The sequence below is a fragment of the Caballeronia fortuita genome (genome assembly GCF_001544835.2).
GTDB classification, from domain to species: domain Bacteria; phylum Pseudomonadota; class Gammaproteobacteria; order Burkholderiales; family Burkholderiaceae; genus Caballeronia; species Caballeronia fortuita.
This window is the reverse complement of sequence record NZ_FCNX02000004.1, coordinates 237,217-262,113: the sequence shown is the minus strand read 5'-3', so window position 1 is coordinate 262,113 and position 24,897 is coordinate 237,217. Positions and strand designations below refer to the sequence as shown.

The 24,897-nt window shown below is 64.9% G+C and carries 25 protein-coding genes; 13 read left to right on the top strand and 12 right to left on the bottom strand.

Features of this window, described 5'->3' with window-relative positions; all coding sequences use genetic code 11:
• Nucleotides 1–13 precede the first annotated feature (13 nt).
• From AWB77_RS10195 to AWB77_RS10175, 5 genes are all read right to left on the bottom strand, one after another.
• Nucleotides 14–868: a hypothetical protein gene (locus AWB77_RS10195; RefSeq protein ID WP_157694790.1), complete on the bottom strand. Its 855-nt coding sequence runs from the start codon at nt 866–868 to the stop codon at nt 14–16.
• 300 nt (nt 869–1,168) lie between these two features.
• Entirely contained in the window at nt 1,169–1,675 is a 507-nt protein-coding gene (locus tag AWB77_RS10190; protein WP_061134302.1) for an SLATT domain-containing protein, read from the bottom strand.
• A 76-nt stretch (nt 1,676–1,751) separates the two neighbouring features.
• Entirely contained in the window at nt 1,752–2,168 is a 417-nt protein-coding gene (locus AWB77_RS10185; RefSeq protein WP_061134301.1) for a VOC family protein, read from the bottom strand.
• Nucleotides 2,165–2,671 carry a helix-turn-helix transcriptional regulator gene (locus AWB77_RS10180; RefSeq protein WP_061134300.1) on the bottom strand — a complete coding sequence of 169 codons (507 nt, stop codon included), beginning with the start codon at nt 2,669–2,671 and terminating at the stop codon, nt 2,165–2,167. The genes AWB77_RS10185 and AWB77_RS10180 overlap by 4 nt, the downstream gene beginning before the upstream one ends.
• Nucleotides 2,672–2,905: 234 nt before the next feature.
• Nucleotides 2,906–3,790: a LysR substrate-binding domain-containing protein gene (locus AWB77_RS10175; RefSeq protein WP_061134299.1), complete on the bottom strand. Its 885-nt coding sequence runs from the start codon at nt 3,788–3,790 to the stop codon at nt 2,906–2,908.
• A gap of 76 nt (nt 3,791–3,866) precedes the next feature.
• Here AWB77_RS10175 and AWB77_RS10170 point away from each other — a divergent pair, with 76 nt between their 5' ends.
• The gene (locus AWB77_RS10170) at nt 3,867–5,168 is read left to right on the top strand and encodes an aspartate aminotransferase family protein (protein ID WP_061134298.1); all 1,302 of its coding nucleotides are present in this window, start codon (nt 3,867–3,869) and stop codon (nt 5,166–5,168) included.
• 9 nt (nt 5,169–5,177) lie between these two features.
• Here the strand turns inward: AWB77_RS10170 and AWB77_RS10165 are convergent, their stop codons facing one another.
• The 3 genes from AWB77_RS10165 to AWB77_RS10155 are packed head-to-tail and all read right to left on the bottom strand — an operon-like array spanning nt 5,178 to nt 7,622.
• Nucleotides 5,178–6,143, bottom strand: a complete 966-nt coding sequence (locus tag AWB77_RS10165) for a GlxA family transcriptional regulator (protein WP_061134297.1) — start codon at nt 6,141–6,143, stop codon at nt 5,178–5,180.
• 26 nt (nt 6,144–6,169) lie between these two features.
• Nucleotides 6,170–6,643 (bottom strand): VOC family protein, encoded by a 474-nt coding sequence (locus AWB77_RS10160; protein ID WP_061134455.1) that lies wholly within the window; start codon nt 6,641–6,643, stop codon nt 6,170–6,172.
• A 40-nt stretch (nt 6,644–6,683) separates the two neighbouring features.
• On the bottom strand, nt 6,684–7,622 hold the full coding sequence (locus AWB77_RS10155) for a LysR substrate-binding domain-containing protein (RefSeq protein ID WP_061134296.1): 939 nt from the start codon (nt 7,620–7,622) through the stop codon (nt 6,684–6,686).
• Nucleotides 7,623–7,782: 160 nt separating this feature from the next.
• Here AWB77_RS10155 and AWB77_RS10150 point away from each other — a divergent pair, with 160 nt between their 5' ends.
• From AWB77_RS10150 to AWB77_RS10105, 10 genes are all read left to right on the top strand, one after another.
• On the top strand, nt 7,783–8,838 hold the full coding sequence (locus AWB77_RS10150) for an ABC transporter substrate-binding protein (protein ID WP_061134295.1): 1,056 nt from the start codon (nt 7,783–7,785) through the stop codon (nt 8,836–8,838).
• A 33-nt stretch (nt 8,839–8,871) separates the two neighbouring features.
• A complete protein-coding gene (locus AWB77_RS10145; RefSeq protein ID WP_061134294.1) occupies nt 8,872–9,951 on the top strand; it encodes an ABC transporter ATP-binding protein in 1,080 nt (359 codons plus the stop codon).
• Complete coding sequence (locus AWB77_RS10140) at nt 9,938–10,810, top strand: ABC transporter permease (RefSeq protein WP_061134293.1); 873 nt, start codon at nt 9,938–9,940, stop codon at nt 10,808–10,810. Before AWB77_RS10145 ends, AWB77_RS10140 begins: the two co-directional genes overlap by 14 nt.
• 16 nt (nt 10,811–10,826) lie before the next feature.
• Nucleotides 10,827–11,624, top strand: a complete 798-nt coding sequence (locus tag AWB77_RS10135; RefSeq protein ID WP_061134292.1) for an ABC transporter permease — start codon at nt 10,827–10,829, stop codon at nt 11,622–11,624.
• Nucleotides 11,621–12,748: an NAD(P)/FAD-dependent oxidoreductase gene (locus tag AWB77_RS10130; protein WP_061134291.1), complete on the top strand. Its 1,128-nt coding sequence runs from the start codon at nt 11,621–11,623 to the stop codon at nt 12,746–12,748. The genes AWB77_RS10135 and AWB77_RS10130 overlap by 4 nt, the downstream gene beginning before the upstream one ends.
• 7 nt (nt 12,749–12,755) lie before the next feature.
• Nucleotides 12,756–13,118, top strand: coding sequence for a (2Fe-2S)-binding protein (locus AWB77_RS10125; RefSeq protein ID WP_061134290.1), 363 nt, complete (start codon nt 12,756–12,758; stop codon nt 13,116–13,118).
• Nucleotides 13,108–14,514 (top strand): FAD/NAD(P)-dependent oxidoreductase, encoded by a 1,407-nt coding sequence (locus AWB77_RS10120; protein ID WP_061134289.1) that lies wholly within the window; start codon nt 13,108–13,110, stop codon nt 14,512–14,514. The genes AWB77_RS10125 and AWB77_RS10120 overlap by 11 nt, the downstream gene beginning before the upstream one ends.
• Nucleotides 14,507–15,679 (top strand): NAD(P)/FAD-dependent oxidoreductase, encoded by a 1,173-nt coding sequence (locus AWB77_RS10115; RefSeq protein ID WP_061134288.1) that lies wholly within the window; start codon nt 14,507–14,509, stop codon nt 15,677–15,679. Before AWB77_RS10120 ends, AWB77_RS10115 begins: the two co-directional genes overlap by 8 nt.
• Before the next feature lie 85 nt (nt 15,680–15,764).
• Nucleotides 15,765–16,118: a RidA family protein gene (locus AWB77_RS10110; protein WP_061134287.1), complete on the top strand. Its 354-nt coding sequence runs from the start codon at nt 15,765–15,767 to the stop codon at nt 16,116–16,118.
• Between the two features lie 103 nt (nt 16,119–16,221).
• Nucleotides 16,222–17,475, top strand: coding sequence for a cation:proton antiporter (locus tag AWB77_RS10105; protein ID WP_061134286.1), 1,254 nt, complete (start codon nt 16,222–16,224; stop codon nt 17,473–17,475).
• A gap of 77 nt (nt 17,476–17,552) precedes the next feature.
• Here AWB77_RS10105 and AWB77_RS34070 read toward each other — a convergent pair whose 3' ends face one another.
• Nucleotides 17,553–17,714, bottom strand: a complete 162-nt coding sequence (locus tag AWB77_RS34070) for a DUF1328 family protein (RefSeq protein WP_064506476.1) — start codon at nt 17,712–17,714, stop codon at nt 17,553–17,555.
• A 520-nt stretch (nt 17,715–18,234) separates the two neighbouring features.
• On the opposite strand from AWB77_RS34070, the gene AWB77_RS10100 reads away from it, so the two are divergent.
• Nucleotides 18,235–20,154, top strand: coding sequence for an AAA family ATPase (locus tag AWB77_RS10100; protein WP_061134285.1), 1,920 nt, complete (start codon nt 18,235–18,237; stop codon nt 20,152–20,154).
• 13 nt (nt 20,155–20,167) lie between these two features.
• On the opposite strand, the gene AWB77_RS10095 is transcribed toward AWB77_RS10100, so the two are convergent.
• Together AWB77_RS10095 and AWB77_RS10090 are read right to left on the bottom strand one after the other, a co-directional pair.
• Nucleotides 20,168–22,375: a xanthine dehydrogenase family protein molybdopterin-binding subunit gene (locus tag AWB77_RS10095; RefSeq protein WP_061134284.1), complete on the bottom strand. Its 2,208-nt coding sequence runs from the start codon at nt 22,373–22,375 to the stop codon at nt 20,168–20,170.
• The gene (locus tag AWB77_RS10090; protein WP_061134283.1) at nt 22,376–22,831 is read right to left on the bottom strand and encodes a (2Fe-2S)-binding protein; all 456 of its coding nucleotides are present in this window, start codon (nt 22,829–22,831) and stop codon (nt 22,376–22,378) included.
• Nucleotides 22,832–22,937: 106 nt separating this feature from the next.
• Between AWB77_RS10090 and AWB77_RS10085 the strand changes: the two genes are divergently transcribed.
• The gene (locus AWB77_RS10085; RefSeq protein WP_061134282.1) at nt 22,938–23,843 is read left to right on the top strand and encodes a LysR substrate-binding domain-containing protein; all 906 of its coding nucleotides are present in this window, start codon (nt 22,938–22,940) and stop codon (nt 23,841–23,843) included.
• Here AWB77_RS10085 and AWB77_RS10080 read toward each other — a convergent pair.
• Nucleotides 23,821–24,714: a LysR substrate-binding domain-containing protein gene (locus tag AWB77_RS10080; RefSeq protein ID WP_061134281.1), complete on the bottom strand. Its 894-nt coding sequence runs from the start codon at nt 24,712–24,714 to the stop codon at nt 23,821–23,823. The two genes, AWB77_RS10085 and AWB77_RS10080, sit on opposite strands and share 23 nt — an antisense overlap.
• Nucleotides 24,715–24,897 lie beyond the last annotated feature (183 nt).

The following is a 24,897-nucleotide window of genomic DNA, read 5'->3' as shown; positions in this document are numbered from 1 at the left end:
GAATGAGCGCGGCCTAGTTCTTGTTCCTGCTCTTGCCGGGCCGCCAGCTATCGTCGGCGGTCATCGCGGGCCTCACCGGTTGCGGGATCGCCGCGACTTTCTGAAACTCCTTCTCATCCGACTTTGCCCGGACCGCCGGCGCCGCACGCGGCGCCGCGCGCGTCTGACGCTGCTTCGACTCCGGCTTCGACGCGTGACGTTGCGTGCGCTCGGCGCATCCGCGGTCGGACTTGCGCGCGCATACGGCGGCGGTTTTTTGCGTGACCTTCGATGTTTTTGCTGCAGTTTTCGTTGCAGCTTTCGATGGCGATTTCGACGCGGTCTTCGTCACGCGCTTCGCGACGGGCGCAGCCAGCTTCTTATCGACCGAACGTTCGGCGACCACGCCTTGATGCACGCTGTCCTTGCTCGACGCGGTGACGGCAATCAGCGCCGAGGCGGCTTCGACCGGTGGACGGCTCGCGTCGCGCGCGGCGCCGTCGGCGAGACGGTCGGCGGAGTCCAGATTGGGCATGGCGATATCGGCTTTTGGCGCGGCCGGACGGACCACGCCCGCGGCGGCGACAGGCATCGCGGATGCGCGCGCCGTCGATGCACGTTGCTCGAAGTATGCGCGGGCGATAAAGCATAGGCCGAGAACCACGATGGCCATCGCGATAGTCGCGAGTATCGAACTCGACGACCGTTCCGCTCCCAGAACCGCCGCGCCGTTCGATGCAGAAACCGGCGCGGGCAGGCGCGGTCCGTAGGCACGCGGACGCACGAACCAGCGCACGCGGGCCACTTCGCGCGGTTCCTGAAAATGGCGCGTCACCCCGCGCGCCGCCTCGACCGCCCGTAGCGCCGTTTCGGCGCCTTTCGTCAGCACGGCGCCATGCCGGTCCGCGCCGCAAAACGGGCACACACTTTCTTCTACTGATGAAAGGGTTTCACATCGGGGGCAGATGACGAAATAAAGCGACGAGCCATCGCCTCGCTGTTCCATTGTCCCACTCCGTCCGAATCAGTTCGGAAGGCCGATCGACAATCAGCGATCGTCCGGTCGCAAGTAATACATACGAATCACCGTAGCATACCGGGCAGTGTTTCGGAAGAGAAAACAACCCCTTTCGAACACCCATATTCATCAGTCGAATCAGGGATTTGCGCGTGTTTCAGGCGTTGAGCCTCACCCCTTCGCAACCACCCCACGCGGCAAATGCGGCGCGCTCTGCGCGATGTGATCGAGTTCGTCGCGCACCGCATCGACGACGCGCGCGTCATGCATGGAAGGATCGGCGGCATGGATCGCTTCGAGCCGTCGGCGCACCGCGCCATACTGCGCGCCCGCGCGGCGATGCAATTCCGCCCGCTCGCTGTATCGGAGAAAGGTCTGCAACGAAGCCAGCACCGCGGCGCTCAGACTCGTCATGCCGATGACGACGCGCACATCGGGCGACACGACCGTCGCGACGAGCGACAGAAACGCCGACGTGCCCGTCGCCGCCGTGATGCCGATGACGGCAAGACCGAGCCGCCGGCCGCAGCGCGTGAGCCGGTCGGCCATCGAATAGTGACGAACCTGCGATTCACGCGCGCGCCTGATCCACGCCAGGACGAGCGCGGGCGTATCGCGGGGCGGGTCGTACGGGCGGTCGCGCCCGGTTCGCGAAGGATGAAGGAGCGTATCGGTCATGTTCGTGACAATGTGCGAAAACAGACCTCATCTTCTCCGCCGATCCGGACAGTTCATGTCCCGATGACGCGCCCTTTCAGCGCTCGTTGCGCGGCGCCTGAATCATCTTCCAGCCGTTGCCCGCCGGATCGCGAAAGCCCGCATCGACGCTGCCATAGCGATCGACCGGCTCCTGCGTGAACTCCACGCCAGCCGCCTTCAGCCGCTCGTAAGCCGCGCGGCAATCCGCGACCGACAGCACGAGCGGCGGCATCGCGCCCTTCGCGATCATCGCGCGCAGCGTTTGCGCGGTCGCATCGTCGTGAACGGGCGGGCCGGGCGCGAACAGCCCGAGCTGAAACGACGGCTGATCCGGATGCTGCACGGTGAGCCATCGATACGTGCCGTTGCGCACGTCCGTGTGAACGCGGAATCCGAGCTTGTCGACGTAAAACGCGAGCGCCTCGTCCTGATCGTCGACATAGATGCCTACCACGCTGATGCCCTGGTTCATGTGACCTCCTTCGTTGAAGATGGCCGCACTGTACCTTTCGCACCGCGCCGCCGCTTCTCCAAAACTGCGATCGTCAGATCGGGACGTTGCGCGGCTTTCAGCACGCAGGCCGGCACGCGATCGAGCGAAGCATCGCCGGCGCGCGCCTTCACTCGCATCTTGCCGGGCGTGCAGCCGGTGATGTCGCGAAAGATGCGCCCGAACGTGCCGAGACTTTCCCAGCCGGTGACGAAAGCGATATCGGTGATGGCGAGATCGGTATCGCGCAGTAACGTGACGGCCTGCTCGATGCGCCGCGTCAACAGATAGCGATGCGGTGGAATGCCGAACGCCCGCTTGAACGAGCGCGCGAAATGCGCTTCGGATACGCCGCTGACTTCGGCCAGGCGGCTGACCGGCCACGCTTCGTGCGACGACGCGTCCATGCGATCCTTCGCGCGCAGCAATCGGCGCAGCAGTGCCGGGTCTTGCAAGGCGGCGCTCTCGGAATCGCGGGATGGCATGGCGGGTCTATGGCGTGGCGGATGAAAACGTGCGGCTAGTGTAGCCCGCTGTGCGCGTCATCCGAGGCGCAAAGAAAAGCGTCGTGAGGACGTGAATCCGCACGACGCGAAAGTCGCTCATTCCCTGGAGAAGAAAAAGCTAGAGGAGATGGAAGTATCTTAGCGTCCGCCGCGGATGCGCAAAGTGCCGGAAAGCGGCCGCATTGCACCGCAGTTCGCCGGATCGCACGCGCGTTACAGCAGCGGCAGCGTGAGCCGGATGTGCTCCGCAAACGCCGACGTCAACAGCGACGGGCGCTCACGCGCGAACTTCAGCGATATGCCGACGCCCGGCAACGCGGGCAGCCCGGCATCGGCGTTGAGCACGCAGAGATCGGCGGGCACGGCTGTCTGCGTGATGACCGCGAACGCCTGTCCCGAGCGCACGAGCGCCATGAGTCCCGCGAGACTGCTGCTCGCATACGCGATGCGATACGCCCGGCCCGCGCGCCGTAGCGCCTCGCACGCGGCGATGTGATCGAGCGTGTCGGGATCGGACAGCGCGAGCGGCAGCGGATCGTAATGCGCGGATTCCATCCCCGGACAACCGATCCACACGAGTTGCTCACGCCGGATGACATCGCCGCCGGAACGGTCTTCGGGCAGCGAGAGCATCGCGAGATCGAGGGCGCGCTTCGTCAATTGCTCGGCGAGCCGGGGCGTCGGGCCGCACACGACTTCCACCTGCGCGTGCGGATGCTGACTCGAAAATTGCCGCAGCAGCGCGGGCAGAAAGACGGCGGCGTAATCGTCCGGGCAGCCGAAGCGGATGCTGCCTGACAGCCCTTTGCCGCAGAGATCGGCCATTGCTTCGTCATGCAGCCGCAGGATGCGCTGCGCGTGCACGAGCAGACGCTCGCCGGGATTCGTCAGCACGACGCCGCGCCCGGTGCGCTGAAACAGCGGCTGATCGACGATGTCCTCCAGCCGCTTCATCTGCTGACTGAGCGCCGATTGCGTCCGGCCGATGCGCGCCGCCGCGCGGCTCAGCGCGCGCACTTCGGCGATCACCGCGAACGAGCGCAGCAATTCGATTTCGAGTGACAGGCTCAAGGTATTAGCCCCGCTTCTATCTTGCATTAGAACTATTCGATTCTATAAAACCCGAGCGTTGTCTACACTGCAAATTCCTCTCATGTCCGCCAGGAGAAGCACGGTGTCCCGCAACGACGACGCAACTTTCTGGCACAACGCCAGGCAGCATCTCATCCGCTACGGCGGCACCTTCGAGCCGATGATCATCGAGCGCGCGCAAGGCAGCTTCGTCTACGATGCCGATGGCCGCGCGATCCTCGATTTCACGTCGGGGCAAATGAGCGCGGTGCTCGGCCACAGCCATCCCGAGATCGTGTCGGTGATAAACGAATACGCGGGCAAGCTGGACCATCTGTTCAGCGGCATGCTCTCGCGTCCCGTCGTCGATCTCGCGACGCGTCTCGCCGACATCACGCCCGACGGTCTCGATCGCGCGCTGCTGCTCAGCACCGGCGCCGAGTCGAACGAAGCGGCGCTGCGCATGGCGAAGCTCGTCACCGGCAAATATGAAGTCGTCGGTTTCGCACAGTCGTGGCACGGCATGACGGGCCACGCTGCATCGGCCACTTATAGCGCGGGGCGCAAGGGCGTCGGGCCGGCGGCGGTCGGCTCGTTCGCGATCCCCGCGCCGTTCGCGTATCGCGCACGCTTCGAGCGCAACGGGCAATACGACTGGCTCGCGGAACTCGACTACGCGTTCGATCTCGTCGATCGCCAGTCGAGCGGCAATCTCGCCGCGTTCATCGCGGAGCCGATCTTGAGTTCGGGCGGCATCATCGAATTGCCGGATGGTTATATGGCGGCGTTGAAGCGCAAGTGCGAAGAGCGCGGCATGCTGCTGATCCTCGATGAAGCGCAGACGGGCATCGGCCGCACGGGGACGATGTTCGCGTGCCAGCGCGACGGCGTCACGCCCGACATCCTCACGCTATCGAAGACGCTCGGCGCGGGCCTGCCGCTCGCGGCGATGGTGACGTCGGCGGCGATCGAAGAGAAAGCGCACGAGCTCGGCTATCTGTTCTACACGACGCACGTGTCCGATCCGCTGCCCGCCGCCGTCGGCTTGCGCGTGCTGGACGTGGTGGAGCGCGATGGTCTCGTCGCGCGCGCGAACGTGATGAGCGCGCGGCTCAAGAGCGGCCTGCTCGATCTGATGGAGCGCTTCGACTGCATCGGCGATGTGCGCGGCCGCGGCCTGCTGCTCGGCGTCGAAATCGTCAAGGATCGCCGCACGAAGGAACCCGCCGATGGCCTCGGCGCGAAGATCACGCGCGAGTGCATGAATCTGGGCCTCAGCATGAACATCGTGCAATTGCCCGGCATGGGCGGCGTGTTCCGCATTGCACCGCCGCTGACGGTGAGCGAGGAAGAGATCGATCTCGGTCTGGATCTGCTCGGCCGGGCGATCGAGCGTTCGTTATAGAGGCAATCGTCAGCGCAACTCGGCGCGCAGATCGCGCACGCCGCGCCCGAGCCGCTGACGCAATAGCGTGCGCAACGTCGCGCCGTCCTCGTAGCCGACTTCCGCCGCGATCGCCTCGAGATCGAGGCCGCTGCCGTGCAGAAGCGCCTGCGCGCGTTCGACGCGCAAGTCCTGAAAATACGCGAGCGGCGATTTGCCGAGCACTTCGCGGCATCGTCGTTGCAGCGAACGCGTGCTCGTCGCAAGCGCGTTCGCCGCGCGTTGCAGCGAAAATCCTTCTTTCAGATGCTCGCGCGACCAGCGCTCGAAACGCTGGATCAGCGGATCGGCCTGCGCGAGATGATTCGGAATAATGTACGGCGCCTGCAGCGTGCGGATATCGGCGAGCAGATAGCGCGACACCAGCGCGGCCAGCTCGGGGCTCGTCTTGCGTATCAGCCACAGCGCGAGATCGAGATGGCCCATCGCCGCGCCCGCCGTCACGCCGATGTCGCTCGGCACGAGCATGCGCGATTCGTCGAGTAGAACGTGCGGATAGCGTTGCCGGAAAAGCGGCGCGAGCGACCACGTCGACGTGGCGTGCCGATGATCGAGCAGACCCGTCTCCGCCAGAAGAAACGTGCCGATGCACGACGCCGCGATCAGCACGCCTTCATCGCGCCATTGCCGCAATTGCCTCACAGCGTCCTTCACGTCGGCGCGTTCCAGTGCGGGTACAAGCAGCTCGGGCGTCGTCGCGTTGAGCGCCGGGACGATCACCCAGTCGGGCTTGAGATCGGGCGTGATGGCCTGCACCGGAATCGCGAAGCCCTGACCGGAGCGCACGCGCCTGCGCACGCCGACAGTCGATACATCGAAACGCGGCGCGCCGCCCATCAAGCGCGCGGAAAGTCCGTTCGCGGCCTTGAGCGTATCGAGCGTGACGGCGAGACCGGTATCGAAGAGACCATCGAGAGCGAGAACCGCGATGCGCATGGCGTGAATGACTCTGAACGTGTCATTTACGACGATAACACCGCGCGCTCGATCGCGGCGATGTCGATCTTCTTCATCGACAGCATTGCGTCCATCGCGCGGCGGGCGGCTTCGCGGTCGGCGCCGTTCAGGATATCGAGCAGGCGCTGCGGCGCGATCTGCCAGGAAAAGCCCCAGCGGTCCCTGCACCAGCCGCAATGGCCTTCCGCGCCGCCATTGCCGACGATCGCGTTCCAGTAGCGATCCGTCTCTTGCACGCTGCCCGTGCGCACCATGAAGCTCACCGCTTCGTTCGGCGTGAAGTTCGGCCCGCCGTTCAGCCCGATGAAGCGCCTGCCGAGCACGGTGAACTCGACGGTCAGTTCAGGCCCCGCGCCCACGCCCGGTTTCGCGGAGACATTCCCCGCGCCGACGTGACTATCGGGGAACGTGGCGGCGTAGAACTCCGCGGCTTCACGCGCGTTTCCATCGAACCACAGGCAGTTCACGAGCTCGGTCATCGCACGCTCCTTCGGCATGAAAACAGTGCCGCCGACGATATCACGCCCGCACCGATGCTCGCGCCCGCCCGCGCGTGGGCGGCACGACCTCCGCGAGCAGTTCGTCGTGCAGCGTGCGCAACACGTCGACGAACGCCGCCGCGAGTCTTTCGCGCGGACGATGCGGCGGAAACAGCAGATGCATCGGAAAGCGCGTTGCGGGCATGAACGGGCGGATCGCGATATCGGGCCCTCGGAAATCGCGCGCGACAATCGGATGCGCGAGCGTCACGCCCATGCCGTGCCGCACCATCTCGCAGCACATCGCGGTGTATTGCGCCTCGATCGCGAGCACGCGCTTCACGCCCGCGCGCTGGAACACTTCGTCCATCAGCGCGCGCGTGCCGTCGCCGTGACACAGCGAGATGAACGATTCGCCCTCCAGATCCTCCGGCCTGATGACGCGCTTCTCCGCCAGCCGATGCTTCGCCGGCATCACGCACACGGCCGCCACGCTCGATAGCTGCTCCACTTCGCAGGTCGACGCTTCGCTCACGAACACCGCGACGCCGAGGTCGCAGAACTGCGACGCCGTCCAGTGATTCACCGTCCCCGACGTGTTCACATGCAGCGACACGGTGACCTCGGGAAACAGTTCGACGAAGCGCTTGATCGCGTGCGGGATGAGCGTGATGCCCGCCGAGGGCATCGCCGCGATGCGCAGACGCCCGCTGCCGAGATTGCGGATTTGCGCCGCCGCGTTCGCGAGCCCCTGCAAGCCGACGAACGCGCGCTCGACCTCGCGAAAGAACGCGGTGCCCTCGCTCGTCGGAATCAGGCGCACGCCGCTGCGCTGAAAAAGCTGCAAGCCCGTTTCGCCCTCCAGTTGCGAGATCAGCCGGCTCACGTTCGGCTGCGACGTGAAGAGCGCCTTGGCCGCGGCGGTCATCGATCCCGACACCATCACCGCGCGAAAAGCCTCGATGTGCTTCAGATTCATTGCGGGGTTTCCCTATTCTCGATGTCCCGAATCCATATCATCCATGCATGGATACCCATTTTATTCGTATTGGACGATATGAATCGGCGGCGCGACACTCAATCTCATTCGACGGGCCTGCAAGCCCGCTCCCCACGTAACGGAACTGGAGAACGTCGTCATGAGAAGCGCGCTGCATCGCCGTCTGGCCGTCCTGTCCCGCACCGCGATCGCGGGCGCCTGCATCGCCGGGACGCTCGCCGCCCACGCCGAAACCACGTTGTATGTCGCCAATGTCGGCGGCTCGAACGAACAGCTCTATCGGCAGAAAATCATTCCGCCTTTCGAGAAGGCGCACAACGTCAAGATCGTCTACGTCGCGGGCAATTCGAGCGATACGCTCGCCAAGCTGCAGGCGCAGAAGGGCCATCAGCAGATCAACGTCGCGGTGATGGACGACGGCCCGATGTATCAGGCGATGCAGATGAACCTCTGCGCGAAGCTCGACGACGCGCCCATCATGAACGACGTCTATCCGCTCGCGAAGCTCGGGCCGACGGCGATCGGCGTCGGCATGGTGGCGACGGGCATCGGCTACAACGAGGAGGCGTTCAAGAAGGCCGGCCTGCCGCCGCCGGATTCGTGGAAGGTGCTCGCCGACAAGCGCATCAAGGGCAAGCTCGGCGTGCCGCCGATCACCAACACCTACGGTCTGCATACGCTCGTGATGCTCGCGCGGCTGTCGGGCGGCGGCGAGAAGAACATCGATCCGGGCTTCGCCGAAATGACGAAGCAGGTCGCGCCGAACGTGCTTTCGTGGGCGCCGACACCCGGCGAGATGGACGGCCAGATGCAGTCCGGCGACGTGATCCTCGCGCCCTACGGCAGCGGCCGCGCGGTCGCGTTGCAGAACACCGGCTTTCCGCTCAAGTTCGTCTATCCGAAAGAAGGCGCTGTCGCGTTGCAGGTGGCGGCGTGCGCCATCGCGGAGAACGCGCAGCCGCAACTGTCGCAGCAATTCGTGCAGTACCTGCTGACGCCCGAAGTGCAGATGCTGCAGGCGCAGAACATCGGTCTCGGCCCCGTCAACAAGACGGTGAAGCTCACGCCCGAAGTCGCGGCGCGCGTGCCCTACGGTCCCGATCAGATTGCGAAGCTCACCGCAATGGACTGGGCGACGATCAATCAGCATCGCACCGAGTGGACCGAACGCTGGAACCGTTCGGTCGAGCGCTGAATCGCGGCATCCGTTGACGAAGGAGCAAGGCGCATGGCTTTCCTGACACTGCAAGGCATATCGAAACGCTACGGCGATTTCACGGCGATCGAAGCGCTCGATCTGTCGGTCGAGCGCGGCGAGCTGCTGTCGCTGCTCGGGCCGTCGGGCTGCGGCAAGACCACGACGCTGCAAATGGTCGCGGGCTTCGTCACGCCGACGACCGGGCGCATCCTCCTCGACGGACGCGACATCACCCACGAGCGGCCGGAGAAGCGCGGCATCGGCGTGGTGTTTCAGAGCTACGCGCTCTTTCCGCACATGACCGTGGCGGGCAACGTCGGCTTCGGTCTGGAAATGCGCAAGGTGAAGAAGAAGGAGCGCGAGGCGCGCGTCGAAGAGGCGCTCGCGCTCGTGCGTCTGAAGGGCCTCGGGCATCGCTATCCGAAGGAACTGTCGGGCGGACAACGGCAGCGCGTGGCCATTGCGCGCGCCATCGCGATGCAGCCCGAACTGCTCCTGCTCGACGAACCGATGTCCAATCTCGACGCCAAGCTGCGCGAAGAGATGCACATCGAATTGCGCGCGATCCAGAAGCGCCTCGGCATCACGACGATCCTCGTCACGCACGATCAGGTCGAAGCGATGACGATGAGCGATCGCATCGCGGTGATGCATCGCGGCGCGATCTCGCAACTGTCCACGCCATACGACGCGTACGAGCGTCCCGCGACGCCGTTCGCTTCCACGTTTCTCGGGCGCACCAACGCGTTCACAGGCGAAGTGCTGCAACGCAATCCGCGCTGCGCGATCGTCGATGTCGCTGGCACGACGCTGCACGTTCCGCACGAAGGCCGTCATGTCGATGGCGCGGTGAACGTCTACATCCGTCCGGAGAAGGTGCATCTCGCCAATGGCGACGCGCGCATCAAAGGCCGCATCGCGACGCGCGTGTTCGTCGGCAATCAATGGCTGCTCGAAGTGGAAACGGGACTCGGCAAGCTGCGCGTCGCGCAGCCGAATCACGGCGCGCCGCCGCCCGAAGAAGGCGACGAAGTCGGCCTCGACTGGACCGACGACGACCTGCGCGTGCTGACGCAGGAGCAACGGGAGAACGTCGATGGCCACGCTTGACGATGCCCGTCCCGGCGCCGCGCCGTGGATCCTGTCGGGGCCGGCGCTGCTGCTGTTCATCGGCCTGTTGCTGGTGCCGCTCGCGCTCACGCTGCTGCTGTCGTTTCGCGTCTTCAGCGATACGGCCGGCGTCACGGCCGCCTACACGCTCTCGAACTACTGGGAAGTCGTGAGCGATCCGTACTACGGCACGATTTTCCTGCGCACGGCGGGGCTGGCATTCGCGGTCACGCTGCTGTCGATCGTGCTCGGCGTGCCGGAAACCATCGTGCTCGCGCGCATGAAGAAGCCGTGGCAATCGCTGTGTCTTTTGATCGTGCTCGGGCCGCTGCTGATCTCGGTCGTCGTGCGCACGCTCGGCTGGCAGATTCTGCTCGGCAACAACGGCGTGCTCAACAACGCGCTGCAGGCGCTGCATATCACCGATGAACCCGTGCGCCTCGTCTTCACGATGACAGGCGTCGTCATCGCGCTCACGCACGTTCTCGTGCCCTTCATGGTGATGTCCGTCTGGGCGACGATGCAAAAGCTCGATCCACAAGTCGAATGGGCCGGGCGCTCGCTCGGCGGCTCGCCGTTCGCGGTGTTTCGCCGCGTGGTGCTGCCGCAGATCATGCCGGGCGTGCTGTCGGGATCGATCATCGTGTTCGCGCTTTCGGCCTCGGCTTTCGCGACGCCCGCGCTCATCGGCGGACGGCGTCTGAAAGTGGTCGCGACCGCTGCCTACGACGAGTTTCTCGGCACGCTCAACTGGCCGCTCGGCGCGAGCATCGCGGTGCTGCTGCTGGTGGCGAACGTAGCGATCGTGATGGGCTGCAGCCGCCTCGCCGAACGCCGCTTCCGCCATATCTTCGACTGAGTTCCGGAGAACGATCATGAACCGCAACGGACCGCTCGGACTCGTCTACAACGCGTTCTTCCTCACCTTCATCCTCGCGCCGCTCGTCGTCGTGATGCTCGTCGCGTTCACCGACAAGGGCTTCATCTCGATGCCCTTCGATGGCGCGTCGCTGCGCTGGTTCCACGCGATCATCGAGAACGGCGACATCGTGTCCGCGTTCTGGCTGTCGATCCGCCTCGCGTTCGCGGCGGCGACCATCGGCGTATTGCTTGCCGTGCCCGCCGCGCTCGCGATTGCGCGTTATCGCTTTCCGGGCCGCGCCGCGCTCACGAGCTTCTTTCTCTCGCCGATGATGATTCCCGCCGTCGTGCTCGGCATCGCGTTCCTGCGCTTCCTGTCGCTCCTGCATCTGTCAGGCTCGTTCTGGTCGCTCGTCGCGGCGCACGTCGTGATCGTGCTGCCGTATGCGTTGCGGCTTGCGTTGTCGTCGGCGATCGGGCTGGATCGCGATGCCGAACGCGCGGCGCTGTCGTGCGGCGCGAGCCGTTTCACCGCATTTCGCCGCGTCGTGCTGCCGATGATCCGCACCGGTGTGGCGGGCGGCTGGGTGCTGTCGTTCATCCAGAGCTTCGACGAACTCACGATGACCATCTTCGTTGCGACGCCCGGCACCACGACGCTGCCCGTCGCCATGTACAACCAGATCGCGCAGACGATCGATCCGCTCGTCGCGTCGGTGTCGGCGGTGCTGATCGTCGGCACGGTGTTGCTGATGATCCTGCTCGACCGCATGGTCGGACTGGATCGCATTCTGATCGGAGAAGCCCGATGACTTCTGCAAGTCCCGACGTACTGGTTCTCGGCGGCGGCCTCGTCGGTTCGGCTGTCGCTTACGGGCTCGCTCGCGAAGGCGCGCGCGTGACCGTGCTCGACGAGGACGACGGCGGCTTTCGCGCCTCGCGCGGCAACTTCGGCCTCGTGTGGATTCAGGGCAAGGGCTACGGCCTGTCGCCTTACGCGACCTGGTCGCGCTCGTCCGCGACGCGCTGGCCGGGTCTTGCCGATGCGCTCTTCAGCGAAACCGGCATCGATGTCGCCTTGCGTCAGCCGGGCGGCTTCCAGTTTCTTTTCAGCGACGAAGAGCGCGCCGAACGCGAGCAGCGCCTTTCGACACTTCGCGCCGAACTCGGCGACTATCCGTTTGAAATACTCGATGCCGCCGACGTGCGCGCGCGCATCCCGCAGATCGGCCCGGCGGTGATCGGCGCGAGCTACACGCCGATGGACGGCCACGTCAATCCGCTCAAGCTGCTGCGCGCACTGCACGCCGCGATGCAGACGCGCGGCGTGAAGCTCGTGTCGTCGGAGCGCGCCGAACGCATCGTGCCCGGCGCGAACGGCTTCACCGTGTACGGCAAACGCGGGACGTATCACGCGGGGCGTGTCGTGCTCGCGGCGGGCCTCGGCAATCGCGCGCTCGCGCCGTTCGTAGGGCTGAATGCGCCGGTCGCGCCGAATCGCGGGCAGGTACTGGTGAGCGAGCGCGTCGCGCCGTTTCTCGACTATCCGACGCTCAACGTGCGACAGACCGACGAAGGCAGCGTGCAGTTCGGCGATTCGATGGAAGAAGTCGGCTTCGACGATCTCACCACGACACACGTGCTCGCCGACATCGCCCGGCGCGGCGTGCGCGCCTTCCCGATGCTTCAGCACGTCCGCCTCGTGCGCATGTGGGCCGCGCTGCGCGTCTACAGCCCCGATGGTTTTCCGATCTACGACGAGTCGCCGGAGCATCCGGGCGCGTTCGTCGTGACCTGCCATAGCGGCGTGACGCTCGCGGCCGCCCATGCGCTGCGCGTCGCGCCGTGGATCGCGGGCGCGCCGATGCCCGGCGAGCTGCCCACCTTCTCCGCGCGCCGTTTCGAGCACGCCAAAGAACTGATTTCCGCACACTGAATCCGCCATGACAGTCCAATCGAAACACTCGCTTTTCAGGCCGCTCGACGGCCGGGAAGGCGGCAACATCGACATCTGGTTCAACGACGAAGCGCTCAGCGTGCCCGCCGGTTGCTCGGTCGCGGCGGCGCTGCTGGCTGCGGGCGTATCGCGGTTTCGCGCGACGCCCGTTTCCGGCGCACCGCGCGCGCCCTACTGCATGATGGGCGCTTGCTTCGAATGCCTCGTCGAGATCGACGGCGTGCCGAGCCGCCAGAGCTGCATGGTCGAAGTGAAGCCCGGCATGCGCGTGCGCTCGCAGGAAGGCGCGCGCGATCTGCCGCCGTCGAACGCTGTCGATGTCTCGCTGGAGAACGCGCATGGCCGCTGATTTCGCATCCGAAGCCGTCGATGTCGTCGTGGTCGGTGCCGGTCCCGCCGGCATGCGCGCGGCCACCGTCGCGGCGCGCGCGGGCCTGAAAACCGTCCTGATCGACGAGCAGGACGCCGTCGGCGGGCAGATTTATCGCGGGATCGGGAAAGCGGACGCGCGCCGCAAGGAGATTCTCGGGCCCGATTACGCGGCGGGATCGTCGATTGCGGCAGCGTTCGCGGCATCCGGCGCGCGACACGTCACGCATGCGAGCGTCTGGCAAGTGACGCGCGAGCGTGCCGTCAACTACCTGAAGGACGGCAAGATCGGCTCGTTCGATGCGCAGCGCGTGATTCTCGCGAGCGGCGCGCTCGAACGTCCGTTCCCGATTCCCGGCTGGACGCTGCCCGGCGTGCTCACGGCCGGCGCCGCGCAGATTCTCCTGAAAAGCGCGGGAGAAGTGCCCGCCGCGCCGCCGGTGCTCGCGGGCTGCGGGCCGCTGCTCTATCTGCTCGGCTGGCAATACGTGCGCGCGGGCGTGCCGATCCGCGCGCTCGTCGACACGACGCGTCACGAAGATCGCTGGCGCGCGAAGCGTCACATGCTGTCGGCGTTGCGCGCGTGGCCGTTCCTGTCGAAGGGACTGCAACTGATCCGCACGTTGCGCGAAGCGGGCGTGCCGATCTTCGAGGCCGCCGACGATCTGCGCGTGGAATCGCGCATCGGCGACGATCACGCCGAACACGCGGCGGCGCTCGCCTTCACGACGCAAGGCACGGCGCATCGCATTGAAGCCGACGTGATCCTGCTGCATCAGGGCGTCGTGCCGAATACGCAGTTCACGCAGGCGCTGCGGGCGACGCATCGCTGGGACGATGCGCAACTGTGCTTCACGCCGAAAACCGACGCATGGGGCGAGCTGGACGTGCCCGGCGTTTTCGTCGCGGGCGATGGCGCGGGCATCGGCGGCGCGCAGGCAGCGGCATTGCAGGGCTCGCTTGCGGCACTCGCTGCGGCGGCGCAACTCGGCGCGATCGATGCAAAGAGGCGCGATGCCGAAGCCGCCCCGCTGCGCCGCACGCTCGCGGACGTCATGCGCATCCGGCCGTTCCTCGACAGCCTGTATCGCCCGCGCGAGGTCAACCGCATCCCGCGCGACGAAACCATCGTGTGCCGTTGCGAGGAAGTGACGGCGGGCGAGTTGCGCCAGTTCGTCGAACTCGGCTGCGTCGGGCCGAACCAGGCGAAATCGTTCGGGCGCTGCGGCATGGGTCCATGCCAGGGCCGCATGTGCGGTCTCACGGTGACGGAAGTCATCGCCAATGCGCGCCGCGTCTCGCCCGCCGATGTCGGCTATTACCGCATTCGTCCGCCGATCAAGCCGCTCACACTCGGAGAACTCGCCGGTGACTGACGCAAGCGTGATTCAGGAAGCGGACGTGCTCGTCATCGGCGGCGGCTTGCACGGCACGAGCAGCGCGTTCCATACGGCGAAGCGCGGCGCGAAGGTGATCGTGCTCGAAGCCGATTACGTCGCGCGTCATTCGTCGGGCGTGAACGCGGGCGGCGTGCGTACGCTCGGGCGACCGCTGCCCGAAATTCCGCTCGCGCTGATGTCGCGCGAAATATGGCACAACATGACTGATCTCATCGGCGCGGATGGTGGATTCGTCGCTTCGGGTCAGTTGAAGATCGCCGAAACGGATGACGAGCTGGAAGCCTGCCGTCAGCGTGCCGCGCTACTCGAATCGCACGGCTTCACGCACGAGAAAGTCATCGATCGCGACACCGTGCTCGAACTCGAACCGGCGCTTGCACGGCATGTGACGGGCGGCATCTGGGTCGAGCGCGACGGCTACGCGCTGCCGTTCAGAACGACGACCGCATTCCGTCTCGCCGCGCAAAAGCTCGGCGCGCGTTTTCTGGAAGGCACGCCCGTGCGCCGCATCGAGCAGCGCGGCGCGCGCTGGTTCGCGTATACGCCGCGCGGCACGTTCAGCGCGGAAAAGCTGCTCGTCACGGCGGGCGCGTGGTCCGGCGAACTCGCGAAGCAGGCCGGCGAAGCGGTGCCCGTTCATCCCGAAGGCCTGATGCTGATGGTCACGCATCGGGTCGCGCCCTTCTGCCGCGCGACGCTCGGCGCCACTGGACGGCCGCTGTCGTTCAAGCAGTTCGATAACGGCACGGTGGTCATCGGCGGCAAGCTGATCGGCATTGCGGAGCTTGCGAACCGTCACGGCGAAGTCGATTTCATCCGTCTCGTGAAAAGCGCGCGCACCGTTACCGATCTCTTCCCGCATCTGAAGCATCTCGGCGTGAATCGCGCGTGGGCGGGCGTCGAAGCCTTCACGCAAGACGAATTGCCCGTCATCTCCGCGAGCCGCACGGCGTCGAATCTGTATTACTCGTTCGGCTATTGCGGCAGCGGCTTTCAGCTTGGACCGGGCTGCGGCAAGCTCGTGTCCGAATTGATGCTCGATGGCGCGCCATCGCTTTCACTCGATGCCTTCGCGATCGATCGCTTCGCGCGCGACAGCGCATCCGCGAACGCGCGCGCCTCGCAACTCGTCGCTCACTGATGCGCATTTTTTTTCGCCGTGTGCGCGTGCATGAGCGCGCGCATCGGCTTCGTTCGTCTCGACTGTTCTTATCGGAGAAATATTCATGAGCGATATCGTTCGTATCGACACCAATCAGCGCATGAGCCGCGTCGTCAAGGCAGCGGGACTCGTGTTCATCGGCGGACAGACATCGGCCGATCACACGCCCGACGTCAAATTGCAGACCGCGAAAGTTCTGGAAAAGATCGACGGCTTCCTCGACAAGGCCGGCATCGACAAGACGCGCCTCGTGTCCGCGCAAGTGTGGCTCGCCGACATCGCCCGCGACTTCGCCGGCATGAACGAAGTGTGGGACGCGTGGGTGCCCGAAGGCTGCGCACCGACGCGCGCGACGGTGCAGGCGCAACTCGCGTCGCCTGAACTGCTCGTCGAGATCGCGGTCGTGGCGCTCGCCTGAACGTCGCGTTGCGTCGGCTTGAGCGAGGGGTTCGAAACGCGCGTTGACAGACTGACCTTCCCGCCGTCAGACTGCCGTCGTCCGTTTCTCACGCCTGCGCACGATGCCCACGTCTCAACTGTCCGTTTACTTCTTCATCCAGACCGCCGCCATCGTGCTCGCGAGCCAGTTCGTCGGCAAGCTCGCGCGGCGCGTCGGCCAGCCGCAAGTGGTCGGCGAGATGATCGCGGGCGTGCTGCTCGGGCCGTCGCTATTCGGCCTGCTTCTTCCGCACTGGCAACAGGCGCTGTTTCCAAAAGCGACGATGGGCACGCTCTACGTCGCCGCGCAGCTTGGCGTCGGGCTTTATATGTTTCTCGTCGGCACGGAGTTCCGCGCGGAACATTTCCGCGCGCGTGCAAAGAGTGCGATGAGCGTGTCGCTCGCGGGCATCGTCGCGCCGTTCGCGCTCGCGTTCGCGCTGACGCCGTGGCTGCACGGCATTCCCGGTCTCTTCGCGGACAAGGTGCGTCTTTACGAGGCGTCGCTCTTTCTCGGCGCGGCGATCGCGATCACCGCGTTCCCGATGCTCGCGCGCATCATCCACGAACGCGGTCTCGCGGGCACGTCGCTCGGCACGCTCGCGCTGACCGCGGGCGCATTCGACGACGCCGCCGCGTGGTGCATTCTGGCCATCGTGCTCGCGAGTTTTGGCGGTTCGTGGACGGGCGCATATGCGGCGATCGGCGGCGGCGCGTGCTTCGCGCTCTTCATGATCTTCTTCGGCGGCAGGCTGCTGCGCAGGCTCGCGGCCGGGCTGAAGCCGGACGCGCCGTTGCCCGCGACCGTGTTCGCGGCCGTGCTCGCGCTCTTTTCGCTGTGCGCGTTCGCGATGGACGCAATCGGCATTCATGCGGTATTCGGCGGCTTTCTGCTCGGCGTCGCGCTGCCGCGCGGTCCGCTCACGGAGAAGTTGCGCGAGATGCTGCAGCCTTTCGTCGTCGTGTTCCTGCTGCCGATCTTCTTCACCTACTCGGGCCTCAACACGCGGCTCGACATGCTGATGGAGCCGTCGATCATGCTCGCGGCCATCGTCATCCTGCTCGCGTCGTTCGGCGGCAAGGGCATCGCGTGCTGGGCGGCGGCGCGCGCCAACGGCGAGCCCTCCGGCGATGCGATGGCAATCGGCGCGCTGATGAATGCACGCGGTTTGATGGAACTCATCATCATCAACATCGGCCTTGCGGCGGGCGTGATATTGCCGGGACTCTTCTCGATCCTCGTGCTGATGGCCGTAACCAGCACGCTGATGGCGACGCCGCTCTTCAACTGGATCGTGCGGCGTAATGCGGCGCTGCGCGCGGCGATCGCGCGTTAGCGTCCACGAATCGCGCGCGCAAAAAAAAGCGCCGTGCCGACCAGCCTCGGCACGGCGCTTTTTTCGCGTGAGGACCGTCAACGTCGCATGAGGCCCATCACGAGCGTCACGAGGAATATCACGAGGAATATGAAGAACAGGATCTTCGCGATGCTCGCCGCCCCTGCCGCGATGCCACCGAACCCGAGCGCGGCGGCGATGACCGCGATGATGAAAAAGACCAACGCGTAATACAACATGATGTTATCTCCCTCTCATTGGCCCGCCGCGCGCCCCATGTGCGCGGACAGTTCCCTAGCGTAAGCAAGCAGTATTCCTTACCGGATGGAGCATAGATTTTTTGCGTGATATCCTTGGCTCCGTCCTGCATACACCATCAAACCTGCATCACGCCGCGAGCGCGGATCATCCGCTTTTTACATTGCCGTCAAGAAGACTCGTCATTTGCCGTTAATCGGAAGAAAGGGACGGGCATTCGGACCGGCATGTCGAACGCTCGTTCGCGCGCTGCTCCGCGTTATCGAATGGTCATGCATTACGGGCACCATTCCAGCGGAGCACTTCCCTAAAAGGGCCATGCTCGCATGGTTGACGATCCGCGGTTAAGGTCGATCGCTTCGCCATCTTGAGCATCAAGACATACGCGGGCATCCCACCTCAGAAGCACGCTCCGAAGCACGAACTGAGACACGTCTGGACACTATTCGTCCGACGATAGATTGAGGGCGCCGCCCGCGCGGCCCCATTGGGAAAGAATTGATGAAACCGGCAAGGAATTCGCTGCGGTCACGCGTTGGCCGATATATCGCGTATGGTGTGATCGCGGCTACGCTCGTGGCGGGCGTGAGCTTTCTTCACTGGCGTCACGAACAACGCGCGGCGCATGCGCAGCCCGCGGTGCTGACGGGCGTGGCCAGCCAGATGCGCCATGACGCTTCGGCGTGGACGCATCGAGAGCGAGACGCATCGGAAATGCTGACCGATATCCGCGAGAAGAATGTCGCGACGATCGGTGTAAGTCCCGATGCGATCCTCGTCTCGACGATCAAAGGCGAGAAGTACTACGTCGCCGATCATAACGGCGCGTTCTCGAACGCGCTCCTGCTCGGCGATATGAAGCCTGGCGCGAGTTCGCCATATCAACTCGTGTGGCTGCCCGATGCCGACGTGCGAACCGGCGTCGCGCGCTGGAGCGATATGTTCGACCGCTCGCGCGACATCCTGAGCCTGTTGCTGCCGCTGTTGATGGTCGGCGGCCTTCTCTGGTTCATGCGCCGCGAGATGCGCGGCGGCGCGCAACTGCTCGGTCAATCGCCGACACTGCGATTCGACGACGTGATCGGCGCAGGCGAAGCGAAAGCCGCGCTCAACGACGTGCGCGCGTGGCTCACCGAACCCGCGCAATTCACCGGCATGGGCGTGCGCGCGCCGTGCGGCATTCTGATGACGGGCGGCCCGGGCGTCGGCAAGACACGCCTCGCGCAGGCGCTCGCGGGCGAATGCGGCGCGAACTTCATCGCAATCACGGGCAGTTATTTCAGCGCGAAGTATTACGGCGTCGGGATTCAGAAAGTGAAGCATCTTTTCGAGCTCGCGCGCAAGAATGCGCCGACCGTGATCTTCATCGACGAAGCCGATGGCCTCGGCAAGCGCACCGATACGGGCGGTGGCCCGGTCGAAGCGGAGAGCAACCGCATCATCAATCAACTGCTCGCGGAAATGGACGGCTTCGCGTCGAACGAAGGCGTCATCATCGTCGCGGCGACGAACCATCCGGACAATCTCGATGAAGCGCTGCGCCGCCCCGGCCGTTTCGACCGCACGGTGCAGGTGCGTCTGCCGAGTCTAGAGGACCGCGCGGAAATCCTGCGCTTCTACGCCGATACGCTGAAGACGAAGCGCGACGACATCGACTTCGATCAACTCGCGCGTCTCACGACAGGTCTCTCGCCCGCAACGCTTTCAATGATCTGCAATCAGGCGGGTCTCGTCGCGCGCAAGAAGGGCGAGCGCGAAGTCGGCGCGGCGCATTTCATGGAAGCGATCAAGATCGCGCGCATCGGCGATGTGAATGGCGCGGAGCGCGCATTGTCGGACGATGAACGCACGCGCATCGCGGTGCACGAAGCGGGTCACGGACTCGTCGCGGCGCTGCTCGGCACCGGCGTGCTCGAAGAAGTGACGATCCTGCCGCGCGGCGGCGCGCTCGGTGTCGCCCTCATCACGAAGATGCAGGACAAGCATCTGTATCGTGAAACCGAATTGCGCAACGAGATTCAGGTGCTGCTCGGCGGTCGCAACGCGGAACTGCTCATGTTCGAAGAAGCATCGAGCGGCGCGGCGTCGGATCTTCAGGAAGCTTCGCGCATCAGCCTCGACATGGTGTCGAAGTTCGGCTTCAACGAGGAAGGCAATCTGTTCAGCCTCGCCGCGCTGCCGCAACAGTACGCGGGCTTGCAACTGAAGAATTCGATCGGCCATGCGAACGCGCTGCTGCACGAACTGAGCGATGAGTGCCTCGCCCTGTTGCAGGCGAACGAGCCGGTGTTGCGCGCAATCGCCGATCAGTTGCTCGAATCGGAGACCGTGCCGGGCGCGACGGTTTACCGACTGATCCGCGAACATGCGGCCGCTGTCGTGGAAGCGGACGCGGCGGCGAACGAAGCGCTCGCCGCCTGACCTCTCGCGTCATTTACGTGGCGGGACGCATATCGAACGGCGTCTCGCGCAGACGCCTGCCGGTGAGCGTGAACATCGCATTGGCGATGGCGGGCGCAACCGATGGGCTCGACAACTCACCGACACCGCTCGGCTTCGACAGATCGCCCTGCACGATATGAATGTGGATATCAGGCATATCGTTCATACGCATCACGCGATATGAATCGAAGTTGGTCTGCTGCACCTGGCCGTGTCTGATATCGATGCGATCGGCGAGCGCGTGTCCGAGTCCCCACATCAATCCGCCATACAGTTGTTCTTCTACGCCGCCCGGCGATACCGCGAGTCCGCAGTCCGCGACGCACGTGAGCTTCCCGATCACGATGCTGCCGTCGCGGCGCGTCACGCGCGCAATCACCGCGATATAGCTGCCATACGCGCGATTCGTAGCGACACCGAGCGCAGTGCCGCGCGGCAACGGCTTGCCCCAGCCCGCACGCGACGCGGCCTCGCGCAACACGGCGACGTGCCGTGCATCCTTCATATGCGCGATGCGAAAGTCGACGGGATCGCGACCTGCCGCATGTGCGGCTTCATCCATGAACGATTCGACCGCGAACACGTTCGGGACATAACTCACCGCGCGATACCAGCCCGTCGGCATGCCCGTTTCGTGGCGCACCCAACCGATATCGACGTTCGGCGCGGCATAGGCGAACTCGTACTTGCTGATCGCTTCCGTCGTGCTGTAGTCCATGCGATCGGGACGATCGAAATAACCCGGCTCCCATTGCTCGGGCGATGCAGGCATCACCGCTCGCACTTGCAGCGCCGATAGATTGCCGCGCGCATCGAGCGTGGCCCTCGCGCGATGATGACTCGCCGAATGATAGAAGAGCGCGCGCATCTCATCCTCGCGGCTGTTCATCAGCTTGACAGGCTTGCCGGTTTGCAACGCGAGCCATGTCACTTCGAATAGCCAGTATTTCGATTCGCGCGCGCCGAAGCTGCCGCCCGACACGAACTCGTGCAACGTGACGCGATCCGCCGGAATGCTGCCGATCGCTTGCGCGGCTTCCTGCGCCGTCGATGGCACTTGCAAGCCGCCCCAATACGCGATGCCGCCATCCTTCACCCAAGCCGTCACGTTGATGGGTTCGAGCGGATTCGCCGCCTTGTAGGGCATCGAATACGACGCCTGAATCACGCGAGGCCCACGCTTGATGACGGATTCCGCATCGCCGTTCGTGACGGTCGGCACAACGCGCGCGGCGGGATCGTCGAGCCATGCGGCTTGACGCGCGGACACGTCGCGGCTGTCGAAGTTTTCGAAGAGACTGTCTTCCCATTCGATGCGCAATGCGGCCTGACCCTTGTGCGCGGACCAGTAATCGTCGGCGAGCACGGCGACGCCCGCCTGATTGCCGCCGAGCACATCGGGACGTCCGGGTATCTGCAGCACTTGCCGCACGCCGGGCACGGCGAGCGCCGCTTTGGCATCGACGCTGCGCACGCGTGCATCGATCACGTTCGCGCGCGTGACGACCGCGACGAGCATGCCGGGCAGCCGCACGTCGATGCTATAAGCGAACGCGCCGCACACCTTCTGCGCGGCATCGCGCTTCTTTTGCAGCTTGCCGATGTACTTGAATTGCGACGCGTCTTTCAACGGCACGTCTTTCGGCGCGGGCATGCTCGCGGCGACCTCGGCGAGCGATCCGTAACTCGCGCGCGCCCCGCTTGCTGTGTCGATGACGAAGCCGTTGTTCGTCGAACAGGCGGATGGCGATACCTTCCATTGCTTCGCCGCGGCGGCGATCAGCATCGCGCGCGCGGTCGCGCCTGCATGACGCAAGCGATCGTATTCGAGCGACACGCTCGTGCTGCCGCCCGTCGAAAACACCTTCCACAAAGGATGAATGTAGTCGGCATAGAAGGGATTCTCGGGCGTGATGACGTCGATGCGAAACGGATCGACATCCAGTTCTTCCGCAACGAGCGCGGCGAGCGCCGTGCGCGTGCCGGTGCCCGAATCGTGCTTGTGAACGACGAGCCTGATCGTGTCGTCGGGCAGCACGCGAACCCATGCGTTCGGCTCGAACTCTCCGTTGCGCGGATGCGGATCGCCGTTCTTCGCCACCGCTTCAGGCAATCGAAAACCGATGGATAGTCCCGCTGCCAGCAAAGCCGAACTTTGCTTGATGAAGCGACGGCGCGCCGGGTGATGTTCGATCAGCATTCAGACCTCCGCCGCCGCGCGCTTGATGGCCTGGCGAATGCGCGCATACGTGCCGCAGCGGCAGATGTTGCCGGACATCGCGGCAGTGATGGTTTCATCGCTGACCGATGGTTTGCCCTTCAGAAAGGCCGCCGCCTGCATCAACTGTCCCGACTGACAATAGCCGCACTGCGGCACGTCTTCGGCGACCCACGCGCGTTGCAGCGGATGCGTGCCGTCCTTGGAAAGACCTTCGATCGTCGTGACGCGCCGGCCCGCGACGGCGGCGATCGGCAACAGGCACGAGCGCACCGCTTCGCCATCGAGATGCACCGTGCATGCGCCGCAAAAGCCGCCGCCGCAGCCGAATTTCGTGCCTGTCAAACCAAGCGAATCACGCAGCGCCCACAATAGCGGCATGTCTTCCGGTACATTGTCGAGCGAGTGCCGCGTGTCGTTGACGATGAGTTCGATCATGCGCTGTCTCCTGAATGTCGTTCGTGCGTGCAGCCATTATCCGAAGACGTCTGGCACGAACGCCAGCGACGATTTCCTGGATCATCCGTAAGCCCGGCTAACACCCATGTTGAAGCGCTACCCTTCGCTGCAATCGATGCAGGCCTTTTTGCAAGCAGCACGCGCCGGCAGCTTCTCGAGTGCGGCGCGCCAGTTGTCGCTCACGCATAGCGCGATCAGCCAGCAGATCCGCACGCTCGAAGAGTTCGTCGGGCAGCCGCTGTTCGTGCGCGAAGGCGCGCGCGTCGTGCTGACCGATGCGGGCGCGCTCTTCGCCAATCAATTGGGCGATGGCTTCGAGCAGATCGATCGCGCGTTGTCGTCGGTGAAGGAACGCGCGGTGAAGCACACGCTCACGCTCGACGTCGATCCGGAGCTTGCGCAAAGCTGGCTCGCCGCGCGCTTGCCCGCGTTGCTCGGCGCGCTGACGGGCACATCGCTGACGATGCTTTCCGCACCGCGTCACGATCGCAGCGCGTTCGAGCGCGTCGATCTCGCGCTGCGTTACGGTTACGGCGAGTGGGATGGCTTCGAGAACGCGCTCATCTGTGGCGATCGTCTGACGGTGATGGGATCGCCAACGTTGCTGAGCGCGCGCGGACTCGCCGCGCCGCTCGCACCGCAGCAAGTGCTCGCATTGCCCTTGCTCGGCTACACGAAGCGCTCATGGATTCCGTGGCTCGCCGCCGCCGGTCTTCCGGAAGCCGAGCCGCATGCAATCGCCGTGTTCGACAACGCGGCGGGACTCATCGCGGCAGCGAGCGCGGGCGTGGGCGTCGGACTTGCGCGCGGCCTGCTCGCCGCCGATGCGCAACGCGCAGGCAAGCTGATCGAACTGACATCGGTGGAAATACCGACGCACTACAACCTCTATGCCGTTTGGCCGCGCGAGAAAGCCGAACGCGTCAAGCGGCTCGTCGATGCGATACGCGAACTCGTCGCGCAAACGGTCAACGCACGACGTCCGCTGTGACGACATCGCGCACCGTATCGAGAAAGCGCGCCAGCACGGGCGACGGCGTTTCCGCACGATAACGCGCATGCAGCGATACTTCGGGAGCGGGCGCGGCGAGCGTCACGAACGCGACGCCGCCACTCGACAACTGCTGCGCCGAAGCCGGCAGCAACGCGACGCCGAGCCCTTCGCGCACGAGACACAAGAGCGTGTGAAGCTCGACGACTTCCTGTTCGATGCGCGGCGTGAATCCCGCTTCGACGCAACAGTCGCGCAGAAAGCGCGCAAGCTGCGATTGCAGCAATCCGAACGACAGGAAGCGCTCGTTTTCGAGCTCGCGCAACGCGATATGCGCGCGTAAAGCGAACGCATGCGCGAGCGGCAGCGCGAGCACCGCGGGTTCACGCAACACGACTTCGCTGACGATCTGCGGATCGTCGTGCGACACGCGAAAGAAACACACATCGAGCCGCCGCTCTTTCAACGCCTGAATCTGCGCGGCGGGCGTCAATTCATGCAGCGTCCATCGCACTTGCGGATGCTTGCGCGCGAACACGCCGAGCGCGCGTGGAATGGGTTCGACCATCGCCGAACTGATGACGCCGATCTCGAGACTGCCGGCTTCGCCGCGACCCGCGCAACGCGTGAGGTCGATTGCGCGCTCGAACTGCGCGAAGATCAGCGGCGCCTGTTCCTTCAGTGTTTTCCCTGCCTCGGTCAACTCCACGCGATGCTGCGAGCGCAGAAAAAGCGCGGTGCCCATCTCTTCTTCGAGGATGCGTATCTGCTGACTCAGCGGCGGCTGCGAGATGTGCAGGCGCGCGGCTGCGCGGCCGAAATGCAGTTCATCGGCGAGCACCGCGAAGTACCGCAAAAGCCGCATGTCCATATCGCTAACGTATCAAGATCGTGGTCAAAAAATATTGTACAGAGCGTGCATAACTTGTGAGACTGCATCGCAAGCAGCAGTGCACGTCAGTGTGACACTCGATGCCGGCGAGGGGAAGGCGCAATCGATATGCGTCTTGCAAAAGGCCGCATGGGCAAGCTCGCAAGAGCTTTCGTTCCATCG

Coding starts and splice junctions, on each gene's coding strand:
- AWB77_RS10135 (WP_061134292.1), top strand. CDS start 10,827: ATGAACCGCAACGGACCGCTCGGACTCGTCTACAACGCGTTCTTCCTC.
- AWB77_RS10095 (WP_061134284.1), bottom strand. CDS start 22,375: ATGCTGATCGAACATCACCCGGCGCGCCGTCGCTTCATCAAGCAAAGT.
- AWB77_RS10110 (WP_061134287.1), top strand. CDS start 15,765: ATGAGCGATATCGTTCGTATCGACACCAATCAGCGCATGAGCCGCGTC.
- AWB77_RS10150 (WP_061134295.1), top strand. CDS start 7,783: ATGAGAAGCGCGCTGCATCGCCGTCTGGCCGTCCTGTCCCGCACCGCG.
- AWB77_RS10180 (WP_061134300.1), bottom strand. CDS start 2,671: ATGCCATCCCGCGATTCCGAGAGCGCCGCCTTGCAAGACCCGGCACTG.
- AWB77_RS10145 (WP_061134294.1), top strand. CDS start 8,872: ATGGCTTTCCTGACACTGCAAGGCATATCGAAACGCTACGGCGATTTC.
- AWB77_RS10190 (WP_061134302.1), bottom strand. CDS start 1,675: ATGACCGATACGCTCCTTCATCCTTCGCGAACCGGGCGCGACCGCCCG.
- AWB77_RS10185 (WP_061134301.1), bottom strand. CDS start 2,168: ATGAACCAGGGCATCAGCGTGGTAGGCATCTATGTCGACGATCAGGAC.
- AWB77_RS10105 (WP_061134286.1), top strand. CDS start 16,222: ATGCCCACGTCTCAACTGTCCGTTTACTTCTTCATCCAGACCGCCGCC.
- AWB77_RS10125 (WP_061134290.1), top strand. CDS start 12,756: ATGACAGTCCAATCGAAACACTCGCTTTTCAGGCCGCTCGACGGCCGG.
- AWB77_RS10175 (WP_061134299.1), bottom strand. CDS start 3,790: ATGCAAGATAGAAGCGGGGCTAATACCTTGAGCCTGTCACTCGAAATC.
- AWB77_RS10160 (WP_061134455.1), bottom strand. CDS start 6,643: ATGACCGAGCTCGTGAACTGCCTGTGGTTCGATGGAAACGCGCGTGAA.
- AWB77_RS10130 (WP_061134291.1), top strand. CDS start 11,621: ATGACTTCTGCAAGTCCCGACGTACTGGTTCTCGGCGGCGGCCTCGTC.
- AWB77_RS10085 (WP_061134282.1), top strand. CDS start 22,938: ATGTTGAAGCGCTACCCTTCGCTGCAATCGATGCAGGCCTTTTTGCAA.
- AWB77_RS10120 (WP_061134289.1), top strand. CDS start 13,108: ATGGCCGCTGATTTCGCATCCGAAGCCGTCGATGTCGTCGTGGTCGGT.
- AWB77_RS34070 (WP_064506476.1), bottom strand. CDS start 17,714: ATGTTGTATTACGCGTTGGTCTTTTTCATCATCGCGGTCATCGCCGCC.
- AWB77_RS10165 (WP_061134297.1), bottom strand. CDS start 6,143: ATGCGCATCGCGGTTCTCGCTCTCGATGGTCTCTTCGATACCGGTCTC.
- AWB77_RS10155 (WP_061134296.1), bottom strand. CDS start 7,622: ATGAATCTGAAGCACATCGAGGCTTTTCGCGCGGTGATGGTGTCGGGA.
- AWB77_RS10090 (WP_061134283.1), bottom strand. CDS start 22,831: ATGATCGAACTCATCGTCAACGACACGCGGCACTCGCTCGACAATGTA.
- AWB77_RS10140 (WP_061134293.1), top strand. CDS start 9,938: ATGGCCACGCTTGACGATGCCCGTCCCGGCGCCGCGCCGTGGATCCTG.
- AWB77_RS10100 (WP_061134285.1), top strand. CDS start 18,235: ATGAAACCGGCAAGGAATTCGCTGCGGTCACGCGTTGGCCGATATATC.
- AWB77_RS10080 (WP_061134281.1), bottom strand. CDS start 24,714: ATGGACATGCGGCTTTTGCGGTACTTCGCGGTGCTCGCCGATGAACTG.